Source organism: Jeotgalibacillus proteolyticus (genome assembly GCF_050107735.1).
GTDB lineage: Bacteria > Bacillota > Bacilli > Bacillales > Jeotgalibacillaceae > Jeotgalibacillus > Jeotgalibacillus proteolyticus_A.
The window spans coordinates 23,428-40,716 of the sequence record NZ_JBNILO010000011.1 but is presented as its reverse complement, the minus strand read 5'-3'; the positions used below and the strand labels follow the sequence as shown (position 1 = coordinate 40,716).

Genomic DNA, 17,289 nt, shown 5'->3' with positions numbered 1-17,289 from the left:
GGAGAATCGAAAAAACCTTGAGAGGAATGGTTCCATGTGGACGAACCAGCTAACGGAAAAACTCGGCATCAAGCACCCAATCATTCAGGCGCCTATGGCAGGAGGCATCACCACAACGGAGCTTGTTGCTGCTGTATCAAATGAGGGAGCACTTGGCATGATTGGGGCAGGATATATGACGCCTTCAGCCGTGTCTATGCAAATCAAAGCTGTGAAAGAAAAAACCAGAAACCCTTTTGGTGTAAATCTGTTTGTACCTGTTCCTTACGCTGCATCTAAAGGTGAAGTGGAGGATGCATACAAGGTGCTGAAGCCTTATCGGGAGAAACTGGGCCTGGGAGAAGAGGAAATTGAAACACCTGAATATGAGAGAGATGTTCAGACGTTTCAGGAGTTCATCGAGGTAATAGTGAAAGAAGAAGTGGCGATTTGTTCATTTACATTCGGTCTGCCTGATCAAAAGATGATCGAGCGGTTAAAAGAGGCGGGGGTGGTGTTGATCGGAACTGCCACCACGGTTGAGGAAGCGATGGCAGTTGAAAAGTCAGGAATGGACATGGTGGTGGTTCAAGGAAGTGAAGCAGGGGGCCATCGGGGTCACTTTCTGCGAAAAAATGAAGAGAGTATGATCGGGCTGATGTCGTTGATTCCCCAGACAGTGGACCATGTGGACATTCCTGTTATTGCAGCGGGAGGCATTGCAGACGGCCGGGGGGCAAAGGCTGTACATGTTCTTGGAGGGGCTGCCATTCAAATAGGGACTGCCTTTTTAACCTGCAGGGAAAGCGGAGCACACCCTGCTCAAAAAGAAGCGATCCTCCTTACAAATGAAGAGCAAATGGTCATGACGCGTGCGTTCTCAGGGAAATGGGCAAGGGGCATTCAAAATCAATTCATCCATGAAATGAGTGATTTTCAAGTAGACGTGCCGGTATTTCCGATACAAAACGCGCTGACAAAAGACATACGCCGCGCTGCATCTCAACAGATGAACACGAAATATATGTCCCTTTGGTCCGGTCAAAGTCCAAGAATGGCAAAAGAGCAGACAGTGAGAGAGCTGATCCATTCCATCACACGATTTGACTATTTTACCTGTACACACAAACGGTAATCTCGCCCTTTTTCGTAACAGTAGCAAGTAAAACATTGTTCAGTTCTTCATTTTTGCTGCGGATTTGATCAAGCAGCCATTTTTCATCTTTTCCGCAGAGCCTCAGTTCCGCACGATTGATTCTTCCTTCTTTCACAACCATGCGCGGAAGCTCAAATGGAGACGAAGCCATTCCCATATCCGCAGGTGTCAACGGCTGGTATTTAGGGTCCGGAAAAACAGATATGGTTCCTCCGGGCTCCCACAGTGCAAGTGCGACTTTGCTGACGTCCTCCAGTTGTTCTTTTCGGAGTTCAGCCAGGAGACTTTCCACTGTGATGCGTGCTTTTTTTAAATGGCGGTAATAGATCTGGCCATTTTCAATCAGCGTAATTGGCGGCGGGTCAACAAGTCTTTTCAATGGGGGGAAGTGCAGTATTAAAAAAACGCCTAAAAGATACAGAGTGACCAGCACGCTCATGGTTGTGATAGATCCAGTCATGCCCAAACCTTCGTCTGACAAAGGGTGGGCAATGATGTTCCCAATTAATAAAGCCATCACGAAATCCATGAATCTCAGCTGGGAAATGGAACGCTGACCCATGATTTTGGCGATGATCACTAGAAAGAAAAACCCAATGACGGCTCTAAGTCCCCACTCTAAAATGGAGAGGGATTCCTGCCCGCTGAAAAAATCCATTGTACGTTCACATCCCGGTAAAAAGAGTATTTTTCGTAGTGTTCCTCAAACAGCGAAAACCATTAAAAAGAAATTCACTCCTTGATAGCTTGAAAATCATTCTATATATTGGATAAAAATGAAAAGCGATGACAAGGACATGAATTTTTCTGGACGGTTTTTAGAGAGGGGGCCATAGGCTGGGAGCTTCCTAAAGCAGCAGAAAGATTTACCCCCTTTGAGCTGTATTGATGAAATTCCAGTAGTCAATCCCGCAGGAGCTGCGATAAAGCTGAACAAGCCGTCACTTGACAGTAAAGAGTGCCGGGAACTTGGGTGGAACCACGAGACAAGCACACACTCGTCCCTATTTTAGGGATGTTTGTGTGCTTTTTTAATACGCTTAGTGATGAAAAGGATCTGAAGAATTGTGGACGGTTGAACAGAGAGGGAAGCCACCGGCTGAAAGCTTCCTCAGCGCAGCTCATTTCTTTACCGCCTTGGAGCTGAAAGAGTGAACCAGCAGTAGCTCTTTCCGCAGAAGCTGCGTTAAAGCTTGAATGAAGCCATCTTAAAGCGCCAGAGCTGACGGATGGAAAGCTGGGTGGAACCGCGGGCTGCACACTCGTCCCTTATGTAGAGGGATGGGTGTGTTTTTTGTCGTTTATTTTAAATAAAAGGAGAGATTTACATGGAGAAAATTCAAGTTCGATTTCCGGATGGCAGAGAAGCAAGTTATCCACGCGGCATATCACTCGAGGAGGTAGCGCAGTCCATCAGCCCTCATTTAAGGAAGAGTGCGGCTGCTGGGATCGTGAACGGAAAGCTGGTCGACTTAAAAAGCATTCTTCACGAAGACGCATCGCTTGAACTGGTGATGCTTCAATCCAAAGAAGGGACTGAAGTCATGAGAAAGACAGCTGCCCAGGTGCTTGCCCAGTCAATTAAACGTTTGTTTAATGGTGTAAACCTTGGTGAAGGGGCTGTTGTGGAGAACGGCTTTTATTATGAGGCAGAGGTGGAGGAAAGCATATCTGTGCAGGACCTAGCTGAAATCGAAAAAGAGATGAAGAAAATTATAAACGAAAATCTTAGGATTGAACGTGAAGAAGTCACTCGACAAGAAGCCGAAGCGATCTTTACAGGTGATGCCTTAAAGCTTGAACAGGTAAACGAGTTTAGGGATGGAGAAAACATTTCAATATATCGGCATGGAGAATTTGTTGACTTGAGCAGCGGGCCTCTATTGCCTTCTACTAAAATGATCCCTGCCTTTCAGCTTACTCATGTATCCGGAGCGTATTGGAAAGGCGACAGTTCAAATAAAGTACTGCAGCGAATATACGGCATCGCCTTTTCATCGCAGGAGGAACTGAAGAAACATCTTCACTTTGTGGACGAAGCCCAAAAGAGAAATCACCGCAAAGTAGGAAAAGAACTTGAGTTATTTATCTTTTCAGAGGAAGCGCCTGGGATGCCATTCTTTTTGCCCAATGGACTGGTCATACGAAATAAACTGGAAGAATTCCTGCGGTCGCTTCAATTCCAATTTGACTATCAGGAGGTGCGCACGCCGATTATGATGAACCAGGGATTGTGGGAGCAGTCAGGTCACTGGGATCATTACAAAGAAAATATGTATTTTTCCGAGGTCGATCATCAGCGGTTTGCTTTGAAACCCATGAATTGTCCGGGCGCGATGATGATTTACAGGAACTCACTCCGTTCCTACCGTGACCTGCCGATTCGCATGGCGGAGTTTGGGCAGGTACACCGTCATGAATTTAGCGGAGCGCTGAACGGCATGCTGCGCGTCCGTTCATTTTGCCAGGATGATGCCCACCTTTTTGTCACTCCAGAGCAAATTGAAGAAGAAATTGTGCAGGTGCTGAAGCTGATCGATCAGGTGTACCGTACGTTTGGGTTTGACTACAGCATCGAACTATCGACAAGGCCGTCTGACTTTATGGGAGAGGAAGCATTATGGGATCAGGCTGAAACAGCATTAAAAAATGTATTGAATACACTCAAGCTTCCTTACCATGTAAACGAAGGGGACGGAGCTTTCTATGGGCCGAAAATAGATGTACACATTAAAGACGCACTGCAAAGAAGTCATCAATGCGCAACGGTTCAGCTTGATTTTCAAATGCCTGAAAAATTCGATCTTTCCTATATCAATGAGAAAAACGAAAAAAGTCGGCCAGTTGTCATTCACCGGGCTGTTTTTGGGTCGATTGACCGCTTTCTCGGAATCTTGATCGAGCATTACGGAGGCGCTTTTCCTCTCTGGCTTGCCCCGGTTCAAGTAAAGATTCTACCTGTTTCCAATGAAGCGCATCAGGCGTACGCCAAAAAAGTTTTAAAACAGCTCAAGCAGCAGGGAATCCGGACAGAGCTAGACCTTCGGGAAGAAAAACTCGGCTACAAAATGAGGGAAGCGCAGCTGAAAAAAATCCCTTATCTTCTCGTAATAGGAGATAAAGAAGTGGAGAATGAGACGGTTAATTTACGCGTCTATGGCGAGGAGGGCGTCAGGGAAGTTGATTTAATTCATGTGAGTCAGGAGATTAAAAGATCATCAGCTGTCTTAAATGGGTAACGCACCCTATCTGTAAAATCGCGTATTGGGTTCACTAACAAGGTGGTTGATATTTACAACTGATTTAGATATGGTGTGAATCAAGAAGATGATCTTTACGTGTTTTTTTAAGAAGCGCAAATGGGGTACATTAAAACCGAGTATACGATTTGGAGGGATACACATGGAATGGAAACGTAAATTAATAGCGGGAACAATGGTGCTCACCATCTGCACAGCGCTTGCGGCATGCGGTGGAAACGAAGACAATACGGGCTCAGGTGAAGGAACAGAAGAGAATATGGAAGAGATGGATCATACAGACGAAACTGAAGACTCAATGGAGGGAATGGATCATTCAGATATGCATATGTCCGGTTCTGGTGAAGTGCCTGATGGTCTGGAAGAAGCCGAAAGTCCGACCTTTGAAGAAGGAGACTCAGCCGTGATTACAGAAGCTCATATGGAAGGGATGGAAGGAGCAGAGGCTGTGATTGTCGGTGCTTACGATACGGTTAGCTACAGCATTTCCTATGACCCTACGGATGGCGGGGAACGTGTAGAAGATCACAAATGGATCATTCATGAGGAAATTGAAGATGCCGGAGAGGACCCTTATGCGGCAGGAGATGAAGTGGAAGTTGACGCTGACCATATGGAAGGAATGGACGGGGCAGCTGCAACGATTGATTCGGTTGAGGAAACGACCGTTTATATGATTGATTTCACACTGGAGTCTGGTGAAGAAGTGACGAATCACAAGTGGGTAACGGAAGAAGAATTGTCTGCTGAATAGGGACAGAGCCTGGGACCTTAACCGTGTCTCAGGCTTTTTTGAGCGTTTTACTCTACCTTTATTGCACTTGATCACCCAACCCAGTAACTAGTAAAAAGGTTTACGGAAATATCCTCCAGCCGCAAACATTTTCCAGTAGGGCCTCCTTGGTATGCAGACAGTAAATATGATGTAAATTATTCCTTGTTATTTGAGCTGAAAGAGAGGGATTTTGCTATTCAGTGGGGAAAACAGAAGAGACATAAAATTTTGCAAGCCTAAAATAGGAGCGATTTAATGATCTTTTATATTTGTGAAACGTGCGGAGTTCAATATGAGGGAAGGGAGCATTCGCCAGAGAAATGTATGATTTGCGAAGAAGAAAGACAATATGTATCACCTCAAGGGCAGACATGGACGACTCTCGAAGCGATGAGAAACAGCGGTGTCTATTATAATGAAATTTTGCAGGAGGAAGAAGGGCTGTTCAGCCTCACGACAGTGCCATCCTTTGGGATTGGACAGACGGCTTATCTGGTGCAGGACCAGGACTTTAATATGCTGTGGGACTGCATCACCTACATAGATGAAAAAACGAAAGAGGACTTGATCTCAAAAGGCGGAGTTCATGCGATTGCGCTTTCTCATCCCCATTATTATTCTACTCAGGTGGAATGGGCAGAGGCGTTTAACGTCCCAATTTACATTCATGAAGATGACCGGGATTGGGTGATAAGGCCTTCTGACAGGATTATTTACTGGAAGGGAGAATCTCTGTCCTTATCAAACGGAATAACACTTCACCGGCTTGGCGGTCATTTTAAAGGAGGAGCAGTGCTGCACTGGTCTTCTACTGGGCATAATGGAATTCTTCTGACAGGAGATGTCATTCAGGTAGCAGCAGACCGCAGATGGGTCAGTTTTATGTACAGCTATCCGAACATGATTCCACTGCCGGCGGCAACAGTAGCAAGAATCGCAAATCAAACCGCTTCACTCATGTTTGACCGTTTGTATAATGCCTTTCACCGTGTTGTAAAAGAAGAGGCAGGACAGGCTGTGCAGCGTTCAGCAAGACGGTATATTCAAGCGCTTGAGGGGAAACATTTCACTACATAGGCGAGAGGTGACGAGTTGTTTAGCTACTATGGAAAACTGAGTACAGAGGTCTATAATCTAAGCTTTCAGCAGTACAGAAGGTTGAATATAAATTTGTAAGGGACGGAGAATGGCTCGAAGGAGATAACCTGGTCTACACAGCTGAGACCGAAAAAGAGTATGTATTTGTCTTTAACGCAATTGATGAACGAAAAGTGGACGTTCGTTAATCTGGATGGTGTGAATGAAACGGTATTCCTCAATTCGCAGTCGCCAGCTTCCAAGGCATTTCTACAGGTATCGTCAATAAAGGAACGAAAATTGAAGTGAAAAAGAAAGGTCTGGGACAAAGTGTCTCAGGCCTTTTGACCAGTTCGCCGGTTCCGTTCAACTCTTACTATTTAGTAACACTGCGAGGCAGGTTACTCACGTATGAATTAGTGTAATTATAACGGACAAACTAATCCTAAATAATTTTAAGGGTGATGAATTTGAAAAAAAGTGTTCTTCTTCTTTTTTTGTGTTTTTTAGGTTTCTTGACTTTTGAAAACATGGATGAAAAAGTTTTTGGTAATACAAATCCTCCTCCTCAACCTTTCGAGGAAATCTATACTGAAGGTGGATACAAGTCGGTAGATGCAGCAGTAAACGATTTTGAACAGCATTTTAAACAAGAGATTAAGTTACCGCTACGAATACCACCAATTAGCTTCACCCATTACTTTGGCAGGTTTAGTAATTTAGATGGTGAGATAAACGATACTTTGGAGGTTGTATTTATAAGTGACCAATTTCCTGACAACCATTTCAACATAGAGATTAGGCCGATTGAATATAAGATTCCGGTCGATAAGTATAAAACAAAAGTAATGAAGTTAAAAAACGGAAAAAGCGCAACCTATGTTAATGATCGGAATGTTGGTTTTACTATGCTGGTCTTCGAAAGAGATAGTTGGCAATATATACTTAGTATTGATAAAGGTGTGTCTGATGAAGTAACATCAGAAATACTCGTTCAACTGGCAGATTCTCTTGATTATTAAGTTAACGTTTTTAAATTAAACGGGTAGCGTTAGTGAAAGAAGCCATTAAAAACAACGAAAATAAGTTGGGACAAAACTCAAAGATTTTAAAAAAGAGACAGTAATGATCAATAGTAAGAGGTGAGCGGAGCGGAAGGTGGCGACTCCTGCAGGATATGACGGCAAGCTGAGACTAAACAGGGCAGCGCCCTGGAGAGGCTCAGCGCCGTCCCTGCGGAAAGCGTCCACCTGAAGCGCAGCGAACCGGTCAAGAGGCTGCGACACTTTTGTCCCTCTCTACATACTAAATAATGAAAGATTGAGAGGGGATAGCAGCACAAATGCAGAAGAGAAAAGAAAGACCATTATTAAAAACAGGTAATAGAAAGGAGATTCATACTTGCTTATTCAGGAACAAGCAGTAGAAGTTATTACTGCAAGCTTAATGAAAGACAGCAGTGTCCAAGCCATCTTTCTGAAGGGATCGATGGGGAGGGGGGAACACGACGAGTTTTCTGATATAGACCTTTATGTTCTGGTGAAGGAAGAAGAAAAGGAAGCCTTTTTATCCAGGAGGGTCAGCCATTTGAAAGCATATGGCGATATTCTTCTCTTAGATGAGGTATGGATCATCGCTCCGCAAATGATTGCTGTCTACAATGATTTTTTACATATCGATTTATTTACGGTTACCTCAAAAACTTTTACAGAAAGAGATTATTTTAAAGTTCTGTACGATCCTTTTCAACTAATGCCCTCTTTTGAATCAACACAAAGCCTTGAACGAGATTATGCAGATTTCATAAATGATATTCACGATACAGCCTGGTTCTTATTTCAATACAAAAAATCAGCGGACAGAGGAAATGATATCTGGTCCGTTCGAATGCTGATGAATGTAATGAATCATCTGTCGTACGTTCTTCTTCAAAAGTATGCACCGCATCGAGCTCAGCTTGGCCAGAAAACGATTGAAACGTTCCTGCCAAAGCCTCTGGTTGAAGAGATAAAGGAAATTTTCACATGCATTACGCCGCGTAAGCATTCACAAGCAGCTATGCTAATCAGCCGGCTGTTAGAAGAAGAAAGAGAGTGGATCGCTTCTCATCTTGAAGACAATAGCCAGCTTCAGTGTTTTCTCAAAGAAATGATTGATCGCCATAACGGTAAATAGGCTTGAAAATTCTATTTTGCTAGAATGCAGGATTAGTATAGAAATACTTTGGCTACACTGACTAATAATAGGATGCAGGTTGACTACGATAATTTGAGAGGAGTTTTATCATGAATCAACAATTAATCAGAGTGGGAACCACTTACTTGCCGGTAAAAGATGTCCAGGGATCTGCTAATTGGTATGTAAAGAAATTAGGAGCTGAACTGAGCTATCAGGATGAAGAAAAAGCGATTCTGAATATTGCAGGCCAGAGTTTTTTCCTGGTGAAATCAAAGCCGGGCCAGTCCGCAAATTTTATTGATCACTCAGGCAGGGAACGTTTTTCAATTACATTTGAGGTGGATGGAGTAGACGCTTTAATGCAGCTGCACGCTGACTTTCAGGACCGCCACATTCCGGTCGGTGAAATAGAGGGCCGGGGGCATATAGGAAAGAATTTTACCTTTAGGGACCCTTGCGGAAATAAGTTTGATGTATGGAGTGAATTGAGCATTGCGTATAAAGAAAGTCAAAAAATGAGCAGCTAGACTCAGCTGACTTGATTTTTCACCGATGCAGACGACATCCAAAATATTCATCATTTGACATGTAAAGTAAACCTGTTAGTATAAGGGCAAGCAACAAAATAACTGCATATCGTCATTCTGCTGGGGGAGCTTTTAAAAGCTGAGACGGATTTTTCCGGACCCTTTGAACCTGATCTAGTTCGCACTAGCGTAGGGAAGTGGAGGCTCTTGTCCGGAAGCATCTACTTTCCAGAATCGCCGCCACTTTCTCTACTGATGAGGAAGTGGCTTTTTGTTGTTCAATTAAGAATCTGGGGGAGCTAATCATGTCATTTACACAGGAAATTCGGCAAAAAGCAGATCATATCTGGCAGGCAAGCTTTGATCATCCTTTTGTAAAAGGGATAGGAGATGGAACATTATCACTTGAACAATTTCGTTTTTACGTCATGCAGGATGCCTATTATTTAACACATTTTGCAAAAGTGCAGGCACTTGGAGCTGTAAAAGCAACCGATCTTCATACAACAAACCGGCTAGCGATCCATGCGCAGGGCACCTATGAAGCAGAGCTTGGCCTGCATCAGGGGTTTGCTGAACTTCTTCATATCACAGAAGAAGACGTAGCAGCTTTTGAGCCGGCTCCTACGGCCTATGCCTATGCTTCTCATATGTATCGCGCAGGCCAGGGAAGTCTTGGAGATGTCATCGCGGGATTGCTGCCATGTTACTGGCTCTACTATGAAATCGGAGAAAGGCTGAAAATGTGTTCTCCGGACGAACCGATTTATCAGCAGTGGATTGCCACATATGGCGGAGAGTGGTTCAGAGAACTGGTAGAGGAGCAAATTGAGCGCTTGGATGAATTGGCAGTAAAAGCATCTGAACAAGACCGGGAGCGCTGGCTTACCCATTTTCTAATCAGCAGCCAATACGAATACGCTTTTTGGGAGATGGCTTATACTCTCGAGCAGTGGCCGGTTGCAAATCCTGATCTGTTAAAGAAATAGGAGGTAAATCGAATGTGTGCTTTACAGCTGCACGTCTTATCCACAGGTGGACAACCGCCCGCCCAATGGATTGAGATTGCGGGATATGTGCATAAGGCTGTGGATTACTTTCATATACGGGAAAAAAGAGCAACGGCTTCTCAATTGCTGGAGTGGGTGGATCTTCTTTTAAAACAGGGAGTCCCCCCAGAGAAAATCGTGATGAATGACCGTGTTGACGTTGCACTCACAAGAAATCTCAGCGTACAGCTTGCCTACCACAGTCTGCCGGTGGCTGAAGTGAAAAAGCTGAACCCTCATATTCGGGCAGGCGTTTCGGTTCATTCCCAGAAAGAAGCGGGGCAAGCAGCTGATACAGGAGCAGACCTTGTGATTTTTGGCCATATTTTTGAAACGGACTCAAAGCCCGGACTTCCGCCAAGAGGGACAGAAGCGCTGATCCACACCGTGAAGGCATGTTCAGTTCCCGTTATCGCGATCGGTGGAATAAAGCCCCGTCACATTCCACTTATCAAACAGACAGGGGCAGCTGGCATCGCAGTACAATCGGGCGTCATGAATGCGCAGGACCCACTAGCTGCCATAGCTGCCTATCGGGAGGGGGAATTCAGTTGATAAAGCCGGATGTAACCATCGTTGGTGCGGGAGTAATCGGGGGTTCTATCGCTTATGAACTCTCAAAAAGGGGAGCAAAAGTCTGTCTGGTGGATCAGGGAGAAGCCGGACAAAAAGCGTCAAAAGCGGCTGCCGGCATGCTTGGAGCACAGGCTGAAATGAATCTTGATTCGCCGCTTTACTCCTTCGCTCAATACAGCAAAGCGATGTTTGACGGTTTAAAAGAAGAGCTTCAGGAATGTACAGGAATCGATATTGAGCTCGTGCAAAAAGGAATGATTAAGCTCGCCCGAAACCCGGTTGAACAGAAACACTTGAAGGATCGGGCATTTCAATTACAGGAAGCAAATGGACCGTCATTTTGGCTTGAAGAAAAAGAAATACAGGATCGGGAGCCTGCGATTCAAACCGGGGGACTGGGTGGATTGTGGATACCTGGAGATGGCCATGTGAATCCAGCCGCGTTATCCACAGCTTTTGTTCATGGAGCCATATCAAATGGAGCAAAACTTCTAGAGTATACACAGGTTTATTCATTAATTGTGGAGAACGGAAAAGTAAATGGAGTCATGACCTCCGCTGGTCCAATTAAAAGCAATCATGTGATGGTGGCCGGAGGAGCGTGGAGTGAGGAGCTTTTGCAGAACACAGGGATTGAACTGAATACGTATCCTGTAAAAGGAGAATGCTTTTCTGTTCTTGCAAAGCAGCAGCTCCTGCAATCCACCTTATTCACAGAGGGGTGCTACATCGTCCCTAAAAAAGCGGGAAGGCTGCTGATCGGCGCTACTGAAACACCGCATTCTTTCAATGAAAGAGTACAAGTGAAAGGGATCATGGGCCTCATGGAAAAAGCAGCAGGATTGCTTCCGGCCCTCAAGGAGGCAAGCTTTGAAAAATCGTGGGCTGGCATCCGCCCTCAAACAGCGGATGGTCTGCCGTATATGAGCAGACATCGGGAGCTGGATCATGTCTGGATTGCAACAGGACACTACCGGAACGGCATTTTACTATCAGCAGGGACCAGTGTTTATATGGCTGATCTTCTTGAAGGGCGAAAGGTAAGAGAGGACTGGCTTCAGACATTCAGTATGGAGAGACAAATTTCTTATGCGGGGAGAGAATGAACATGAAACTGATCATTAACGGAGAGACCGTTGACGTTCCAGATAAAATCAGCGTGGTTGAAGAACTGCTGCACCACTATGAACTGATGGATCGGGTCGTGATGGTAGAGCTTAATAAAGAAGTGATAGATCATGCAGATCATAAAACACAGGCGATTGGGGAAAACGATAGCATTCAGCTTGTGCAATTTGTAGGAGGAGGATAAATACAATGTTAAAAATAGCGGACAAAACATTCCGTTCACGATTACTGCTTGGAACAGGAAAATACCCGGACTTTGAATCGCAGAAGAAAGCAGTAGAGGTATCGGAAGCGGATATTCTCACGTTTTCTGTTCGGAAAATGGATATCTTTGATAAAAATCAGCCGAATCTGCTGCAGGAATTGGAGCGCAGCGACTACAGCCTGCTTCCCAATACAGCAGGAGCAAGTACCGCAGAGGAAGCGGTGCAGACTGCACGTTTGGCAAAAGCAAGCGGGCTGTGCGATATGGTGAAGGTGGAAATAATCGGATGCTCTAAAACGCTGCTGCCGGATCCGGTTGAAACACTGCGGGCCTGTGAAATGCTGCTTGATGAGGGATTTATTGTACTTCCTTATACCTCGGATGACGTCGTGCTGGCAAGACGCCTGGAGGAATTAGGCTGCCATGCGATCATGCCCGGCGCCTCACCGATTGGATCAGGTCAGGGGATCATGAATCCTTTAAATCTTCAGTGGATCATTGAGCAATCCTCTGTCCCAGTTATTGTGGATGCAGGTATTGGCTCTCCGTCTGACGCAGCCTATGCAATGGAACTGGGGGCCGACGGTGTTTTGCTGAATACTGCGGTTTCAGGCGCAAAGGATCCGGTCAAAATGGCGCTTGCGATGAAAAAAGCCATTGAAGCGGGACGTTTGGGATTTGAAGCGGGCCGGATCTCTAAAAAAACCTATGCCGTTGCCAGCTCGCCTGAAGCAGGAATGATCCAATCATGAACGAAAGATATTCCCGTCAGGAACTTTTTGCTCCTATTGGTGTAGAAGGGCAAAGAAAAATAAGGGACAAGCATGTGCTTTTAATCGGCCTTGGAGCGCTTGGGTCTTCTGCTGCGGATATGCTGGTTCGGGCAGGGATCGGAAAGCTTACGATTGTCGACCGTGATTATGTTGACTGGAGCAATCTCGGCCGCCAGCTCCTCTATTACGAGGAAGATGCAAAAAACCATTTGCCAAAAGCAATTGCAGCACAGCAAAAGCTTAAAAAGATCAACAGCGAGGTAGAAGTGACGGCACATATCATGGATGTAGCGGGTCCGGATTTAGAACGGCTGCTTCAAAAAGGAGAGATTGATCTGATTTTGGATGGCACGGATCAATTTGACATCCGTCTTTTGATCAACGATGCTGCACAAAAATATTCGGTGCCCTGGATTTACGGCGCATGTGTGGGAAGCTATGGCATGAGCTATACGATCCTGCCTGGCGAAACCCCTTGCCTTCACTGCCTGCTGCAAAAACTGCCGCTGCAGGGACCGACCTGTGATACAAATGGAGTGATCAGTCCCATCGTTCATGTGGTTACAGCACATCAGGTGACAGAAGCACTGAAATTATGTACGGGAGATCGATCCGAGCTGAGACGAGAACTTATTACCTTTGATTTATGGAACTATCAGCATCAGGCTGTCCGGGTAGAGAAAGTCAAAAAGGAAAGCTGTCCATCCTGTGGAGTAGATCCAACCTATCCGTTTCTTCAGCAAAAAGATGGATTTCAGCTGGATGTATTATGTGGCAGAGACACGATCCAGATCCGTCCTCTTGAAAATAATGCCCGGGATCTCAACAAGCTTGAAGCACTGCTGCAGGAAAAAGAGGGGAAAACAGTGCGAAATGAATACCTGCTTGTTCATCAGGCAAAGCATCGGCTGGTTTTCTTTAAAGATGGAAGAGTGCTGGTGCACGGCACGAAGGACAGGGAAAAGGCCGCTATGCTTTACCAGCAGCTCCTGACAACCTGAACGATTCTATTTCCCTAAAAAGGAAAAAATGATCACGAAGACTTGAGGGGATTTGAGAAAAAAATCCACGACTCAAAAAATTCCCCAGCAGGATAAAGGCCTCGTTCCTAACCAGCAAAACCGTTTGAAAGATCAGGAAAATAAAGATAGAAAAAACTCCTTTCCATCAGGAAGGGAGTTTTGGTTTTAAACATGCTGTTGACGCAGCATGAGTCAGCCTTATCTATTTCGTATCATCTAAGATCTGCTTAAGCATATCAGACCTTTTCTTTAATTCCGGGGCAATAGAAGGCTTGATGATGACGCTGCTGGATGAGGCAGTCAGTGCAGCATAGCGTTCCCGGCGCTCTCGGATATCATCTAAATACGACTTTTTCTTCAGAATAATATCGTCCATGGGTCATCCCTCCTTTTCTTTATTATACAGCAAAATGCAATGATAGAGCAAAGTGTGTAGTTCATCCCTCATAATCTGATCAATCAGACGATCCATTTCCCGCTCTGGAAAATGAAAGGAATAAACATAGACGGTCTGCAGCACTTCCATTTTTATCGCCAATGACACTTGATGATGCCTTATATCTATCTGGAATAAATCCGTTTCTTTTTCAGCATGACATGCCTTAACGATCGCCCAATTCTGTTTTTCTGTGTCCTTAAGCGAGATCTCCTTAGGTATATCATATGTGTGATGTCCTTCCTTCAACACTAGCAGATCACCCGCTTTTTCAAAAAGGCTGTAGTCAGAGTATAGATATAAAATATCCTTTGTTACGCTGTGGTCGATCGAAGCCTGTACCAGTTTTAATGAATGATCGTAAACACTTAACAAATTCGCTAAATTGGCTTCATAAAATTCAATGTCCTTTATCAGGAGATCACGTTCTTCCGTCAATTTTTCCAGTTTTTCATAGACGGCCTTTAATTCTGTATACGCTTCGATGCCGGTTTGCTGCTCCCGTTCTAAAATGGTCCGGATGGATTCATGCAGACTGTTAAATGAAAAAGGCGCTGTGCCGCTAAAGGATTGAAAGGACTGGTAAAGAGAAGGATGAATCGCTTTGAAAGCATGGAGATCAAAGAGTTCATCTTTAAAATCCAGCTGTCTGAAGAACAAAACAATCACTGAATATAAATAAAGGGCAATGCCAATTGCTATGTAAAGATAAGGCTGTGACAGGATGCCTTCTATCGTCGTAATAAAACTAAGATAGCCTAATGCGCCAAACGCCGCAATCACAATGGGTGAGGAAACGATATTCATAATTCGCTGCACCACATCATCTGTCGTGCCTTTTTTTACATAAAATGCTTTGAAAAAAGGAAGGACCATCCATGCATATTTATTTCGGTTGCCTTCACCTTCAAATTTTTCCTGCATGGTTCGTGTCAGATCATCAAGATCTTTTAAACGCTCCAGCATGCCTTTAATATAATGAGGATCCTGATTCATTTTTATCCCCCTCGCGCAATCTTTCGTTTACACTATTAGAGAAAAGCAGCGAACATGTCTAGATAAATGAAATTACAGCAGATTGTTATGTATTTAATTGAAACAATTCCCTTTTCTGTAGGTTATAAACGGAAATAACAGGAAAAAAGGAGGCTCTGTATGAGGCCCACTGCAAAAACACTTGGAGTTATCTTTAAAGAAGGCAGCGTTCTGCTCGAGCAGCAAAACCGAAAGCATTCAAAAGGAACAGGGGTATTTTACCGTCCATTAGGCGGAACGATCGAACTGGGAGAGAAATCTGGCGATGCATTGAAAAGAGAATATAAAGAAGAAATTGGTGCAGAGATAGAAATTGATTGCTATCTGGGCTGTCTGGAATCAATCTTTCGAGTAGATGACCAAACCGGCCATGAAATCATCCTGCTCTATGCAGCTTCTTTTAAGGATCCTATGCTTTACGAGGAAGAATTGTTCCATGTTACTGAACCTGGAAAAGAAACTGTGGCAATATGGGTTCCTTTAGAAGAAATGGAAAATGAAACATGTATTGTGTACCCGGAGGAAACGAAAGAAAAGATCAAAGAATATCTAGCACAAAAAAACTGCCGGCATTAGCCGGCAGCGAGAGATCATGAATCAAGTAGTAACAGCAGCTAGTCCTGCTTTATTTAAAAAGTTCCATGGCTGGTTAAAGTGCGGCTGGAAGAAGAAATCAACAAATCCAAGCTCATCAATGGTCATGCCTGTTTGAATGCAGACACTTAACGTATTAATGGCTTGTGTTACGTCCGCCTTTGAAATTACCTGAGCACCAATAATTTTACGGGTGTCGGGCAGATAGCTTACCTTCAACATCACGTTTTCAGAGGTTGGCATGAACTCAGGACGGTGATGTTCGTTCACCGTAATATTTTCTATTGCAACCTTCATTCCTGCTGCAGAAGTCTCAGTTAATCCGGTGGAAGCCATGTACAGATCATAAAGATGGAGACCGGATGTTCCCTGTGTGCCGACGTTTTTAGTCGTTGGTTCTACGATGTTGCGAGCAGCAAGCGTTCCCATTCGCACAGCGTTCGTAGCAAGGGGAATGTACATATGTCCGCCAGTCGGATTGTACTTCACTGCACAGCAGTCGCCTGCCGCAAAGATATCCGGGTCGCTTGTTCTCATATATTCATCCACTTTAATGGCGCCGTTATTAAGCATCTCGACCTTACCCTGAAGCAAAGAGGTGTTAGGCCGGAAGCCGACACACATGATAACAAGATCCGTCTCAACCCGGCCATTGCCAGTTACGACTGCTTCTACGCGGTCTTTTCCTTCAAACTTTTCTACCTTCTCACCAAGTCGAAGCGCTACTCCGCGTTCTTTGAACGTTTCCTCCACAATATCGGTAAATTCTTTATCAAGATATTTATTTAAAATACGGTCTACGCCGTCGATCAAGGTGACATTTTTGCCCGCCTGCTGGAACGCTTCAACGAGCTCAACGCCGATGTAGCCTGCTCCAACGACTGTAATATTTTGTGCGTCCTTCGCTTTATCGATAATCGTATTCGCCTGGGTGTAATTTTTAGCCAGGAGAATGTTTTCAAGGTTAATGCCTTCTATAGGCGGTGTGATAGGCCATGAACCAGTAGTCATGACTAGCCTATCGTAACGGTCAAAAGTGGTTTGGCCTGTGATCAGATTGACTGCTTCTATCGTTTTCGCCTCTGTATCAATATTTTTCACATCATGCTGTAGTTTTACATTCACGCCAAGTGCAGCAATTTTTTCGGGAGAGGAGTAAAACAAACCTTTTGGATCTTCCACCACGCCACCGACATAAAGAGCAATGCCGCAGGATAAAAAGGATACATTGTCATTTCGTTCATAAACGGTAATATCAGCATCTGGATATAATTGAGCCATATTTGTAACCGCAGCTGTTCCTGCATGCGTACTTCCAATCACAGCTATTTTCAAGGTGAATTCCTCCTGTATTTTATATTGTGAAATACATCACAATCTCGATGTACATTCATTATAGTATGGCTCAAAAGAAAAAACAATAGTTATGCTCAATATTTCACAAACTAATTTTAAAGTTGTGTAACTGCAGTCAGGACGGTGGTTTATTTATAGAAGAATGGCAATAAAGAAGGCATTT

Annotated in this window: 18 protein-coding genes and 1 riboswitch; of the genes, 14 read left to right on the top strand and 4 right to left on the bottom strand. The window is 44.4% G+C overall.

Annotation, left to right across the window (positions count from 1 at the left end; genetic code table 11):
• The first annotated feature begins 34 nt into the window (after positions 1-34).
• Complete coding sequence (locus tag ACQCT8_RS15585) at positions 35-1,114, top strand: NAD(P)H-dependent flavin oxidoreductase (protein WP_426872581.1); 1,080 nt, start codon at positions 35-37, stop codon at positions 1,112-1,114.
• Here ACQCT8_RS15585 and ACQCT8_RS15580 read toward each other — a convergent pair.
• Complete coding sequence (locus tag ACQCT8_RS15580; protein ID WP_426872579.1) at positions 1,092-1,793, bottom strand: DUF421 domain-containing protein; 702 nt, start codon at positions 1,791-1,793, stop codon at positions 1,092-1,094. The two genes, ACQCT8_RS15585 and ACQCT8_RS15580, sit on opposite strands and share 23 nt — an antisense overlap.
• A 664-nt stretch (positions 1,794-2,457) precedes the next feature.
• Here ACQCT8_RS15580 and thrS point away from each other — a divergent pair.
• The 12 genes from thrS (at position 2,458) to ACQCT8_RS15520 (ending at position 13,684) form a co-directional block, all read left to right on the top strand.
• Positions 2,458-4,374 (top strand): threonine--tRNA ligase, encoded by a 1,917-nt coding sequence (gene thrS, locus ACQCT8_RS15575; protein WP_426872741.1) that lies wholly within the window; start codon positions 2,458-2,460, stop codon positions 4,372-4,374.
• A gap of 163 nt (positions 4,375-4,537) precedes the next feature.
• Positions 4,538-5,149 carry a YdhK family protein gene (locus ACQCT8_RS15570; protein ID WP_426872577.1) on the top strand — a complete coding sequence of 204 codons (612 nt, stop codon included), beginning with the start codon at positions 4,538-4,540 and terminating at the stop codon, positions 5,147-5,149.
• A 276-nt stretch (positions 5,150-5,425) separates the two neighbouring features.
• Complete coding sequence (locus tag ACQCT8_RS15565; protein ID WP_426872575.1) at positions 5,426-6,247, top strand: MBL fold metallo-hydrolase; 822 nt, start codon at positions 5,426-5,428, stop codon at positions 6,245-6,247.
• 464 nt (positions 6,248-6,711) lie between these two features.
• Positions 6,712-7,269 (top strand): hypothetical protein, encoded by a 558-nt coding sequence (locus ACQCT8_RS15560; protein ID WP_426872573.1) that lies wholly within the window; start codon positions 6,712-6,714, stop codon positions 7,267-7,269.
• Positions 7,270-7,648: 379 nt separating this feature from the next.
• Positions 7,649-8,422, top strand: coding sequence for a nucleotidyltransferase domain-containing protein (locus ACQCT8_RS15555; protein WP_426872571.1), 774 nt, complete (start codon positions 7,649-7,651; stop codon positions 8,420-8,422).
• A gap of 110 nt (positions 8,423-8,532) precedes the next feature.
• Entirely contained in the window at positions 8,533-8,952 is a 420-nt protein-coding gene (locus tag ACQCT8_RS15550; RefSeq protein WP_426872569.1) for a VOC family protein, read from the top strand.
• Positions 8,953-9,064: 112 nt separating this feature from the next.
• A riboswitch (TPP riboswitch) is annotated at positions 9,065-9,165 on the top strand.
• A gap of 92 nt (positions 9,166-9,257) precedes the next feature.
• The gene (gene tenA / locus ACQCT8_RS15545) at positions 9,258-9,941 is read left to right on the top strand and encodes a thiaminase II (RefSeq protein ID WP_426872567.1); all 684 of its coding nucleotides are present in this window, start codon (positions 9,258-9,260) and stop codon (positions 9,939-9,941) included.
• A 12-nt stretch (positions 9,942-9,953) separates the two neighbouring features.
• Positions 9,954-10,556, top strand: a complete 603-nt coding sequence (locus tag ACQCT8_RS15540; protein ID WP_426872565.1) for a thiamine phosphate synthase — start codon at positions 9,954-9,956, stop codon at positions 10,554-10,556.
• On the top strand, positions 10,553-11,683 hold the full coding sequence (gene thiO, locus ACQCT8_RS15535; RefSeq protein ID WP_426872563.1) for a glycine oxidase ThiO: 1,131 nt from the start codon (positions 10,553-10,555) through the stop codon (positions 11,681-11,683). Before ACQCT8_RS15540 ends, thiO begins: the two co-directional genes overlap by 4 nt.
• 2 nt (positions 11,684-11,685) lie before the next feature.
• Complete coding sequence (gene thiS / locus ACQCT8_RS15530) at positions 11,686-11,889, top strand: sulfur carrier protein ThiS (protein ID WP_426872561.1); 204 nt, start codon at positions 11,686-11,688, stop codon at positions 11,887-11,889.
• Between the two features lie 5 nt (positions 11,890-11,894).
• Positions 11,895-12,662, top strand: a complete 768-nt coding sequence (locus tag ACQCT8_RS15525; RefSeq protein ID WP_426872559.1) for a thiazole synthase — start codon at positions 11,895-11,897, stop codon at positions 12,660-12,662.
• On the top strand, positions 12,659-13,684 hold the full coding sequence (locus tag ACQCT8_RS15520) for a ThiF family adenylyltransferase (RefSeq protein ID WP_426872557.1): 1,026 nt from the start codon (positions 12,659-12,661) through the stop codon (positions 13,682-13,684). The genes ACQCT8_RS15525 and ACQCT8_RS15520 overlap by 4 nt, the downstream gene beginning before the upstream one ends.
• Before the next feature lie 223 nt (positions 13,685-13,907).
• Here the strand turns inward: ACQCT8_RS15520 and ACQCT8_RS15515 are convergent, their stop codons facing one another.
• A complete protein-coding gene (locus ACQCT8_RS15515; RefSeq protein ID WP_278240953.1) occupies positions 13,908-14,081 on the bottom strand; it encodes a hypothetical protein in 174 nt (57 codons plus the stop codon).
• A 3-nt stretch (positions 14,082-14,084) separates the two neighbouring features.
• Positions 14,085-15,137 (bottom strand): hypothetical protein, encoded by a 1,053-nt coding sequence (locus tag ACQCT8_RS15510; protein WP_426872554.1) that lies wholly within the window; start codon positions 15,135-15,137, stop codon positions 14,085-14,087.
• A gap of 159 nt (positions 15,138-15,296) precedes the next feature.
• Between ACQCT8_RS15510 and ACQCT8_RS15505 the strand changes: the two genes are divergently transcribed.
• Positions 15,297-15,752, top strand: coding sequence for an NUDIX hydrolase (locus ACQCT8_RS15505; RefSeq protein WP_426872552.1), 456 nt, complete (start codon positions 15,297-15,299; stop codon positions 15,750-15,752).
• A gap of 21 nt (positions 15,753-15,773) precedes the next feature.
• On the opposite strand, the gene ACQCT8_RS15500 is transcribed toward ACQCT8_RS15505, so the two are convergent.
• A complete protein-coding gene (locus ACQCT8_RS15500) occupies positions 15,774-17,105 on the bottom strand; it encodes an FAD-dependent oxidoreductase (protein WP_426872550.1) in 1,332 nt (443 codons plus the stop codon).
• Positions 17,106-17,289 lie beyond the last annotated feature (184 nt).

What these genes read in the sequence shown, in the direction of transcription:
- ACQCT8_RS15565 (WP_426872575.1), top strand. Translation starts at nt 5,426, where the DNA reads ATGATCTTTTATATTTGTGAAACGTGCGGAGTTCAATATGAGGGAAGG.
- ACQCT8_RS15510 (WP_426872554.1), bottom strand. Translation starts at nt 15,137, where the DNA reads ATGAATCAGGATCCTCATTATATTAAAGGCATGCTGGAGCGTTTAAAA.
- ACQCT8_RS15525 (WP_426872559.1), top strand. Translation starts at nt 11,895, where the DNA reads ATGTTAAAAATAGCGGACAAAACATTCCGTTCACGATTACTGCTTGGA.
- ACQCT8_RS15570 (WP_426872577.1), top strand. Translation starts at nt 4,538, where the DNA reads ATGGAATGGAAACGTAAATTAATAGCGGGAACAATGGTGCTCACCATC.
- ACQCT8_RS15585 (WP_426872581.1), top strand. Translation starts at nt 35, where the DNA reads ATGTGGACGAACCAGCTAACGGAAAAACTCGGCATCAAGCACCCAATC.
- ACQCT8_RS15580 (WP_426872579.1), bottom strand. Translation starts at nt 1,793, where the DNA reads ATGGATTTTTTCAGCGGGCAGGAATCCCTCTCCATTTTAGAGTGGGGA.
- ACQCT8_RS15550 (WP_426872569.1), top strand. Translation starts at nt 8,533, where the DNA reads ATGAATCAACAATTAATCAGAGTGGGAACCACTTACTTGCCGGTAAAA.
- ACQCT8_RS15540 (WP_426872565.1), top strand. Translation starts at nt 9,954, where the DNA reads ATGTGTGCTTTACAGCTGCACGTCTTATCCACAGGTGGACAACCGCCC.
- ACQCT8_RS15520 (WP_426872557.1), top strand. Translation starts at nt 12,659, where the DNA reads ATGAACGAAAGATATTCCCGTCAGGAACTTTTTGCTCCTATTGGTGTA.
- ACQCT8_RS15505 (WP_426872552.1), top strand. Translation starts at nt 15,297, where the DNA reads ATGAGGCCCACTGCAAAAACACTTGGAGTTATCTTTAAAGAAGGCAGC.
- thiS (WP_426872561.1), top strand. Translation starts at nt 11,686, where the DNA reads ATGAAACTGATCATTAACGGAGAGACCGTTGACGTTCCAGATAAAATC.
- ACQCT8_RS15515 (WP_278240953.1), bottom strand. Translation starts at nt 14,081, where the DNA reads ATGGACGATATTATTCTGAAGAAAAAGTCGTATTTAGATGATATCCGA.
- ACQCT8_RS15560 (WP_426872573.1), top strand. Translation starts at nt 6,712, where the DNA reads ATGAATTTGAAAAAAAGTGTTCTTCTTCTTTTTTTGTGTTTTTTAGGT.
- tenA (WP_426872567.1), top strand. Translation starts at nt 9,258, where the DNA reads ATGTCATTTACACAGGAAATTCGGCAAAAAGCAGATCATATCTGGCAG.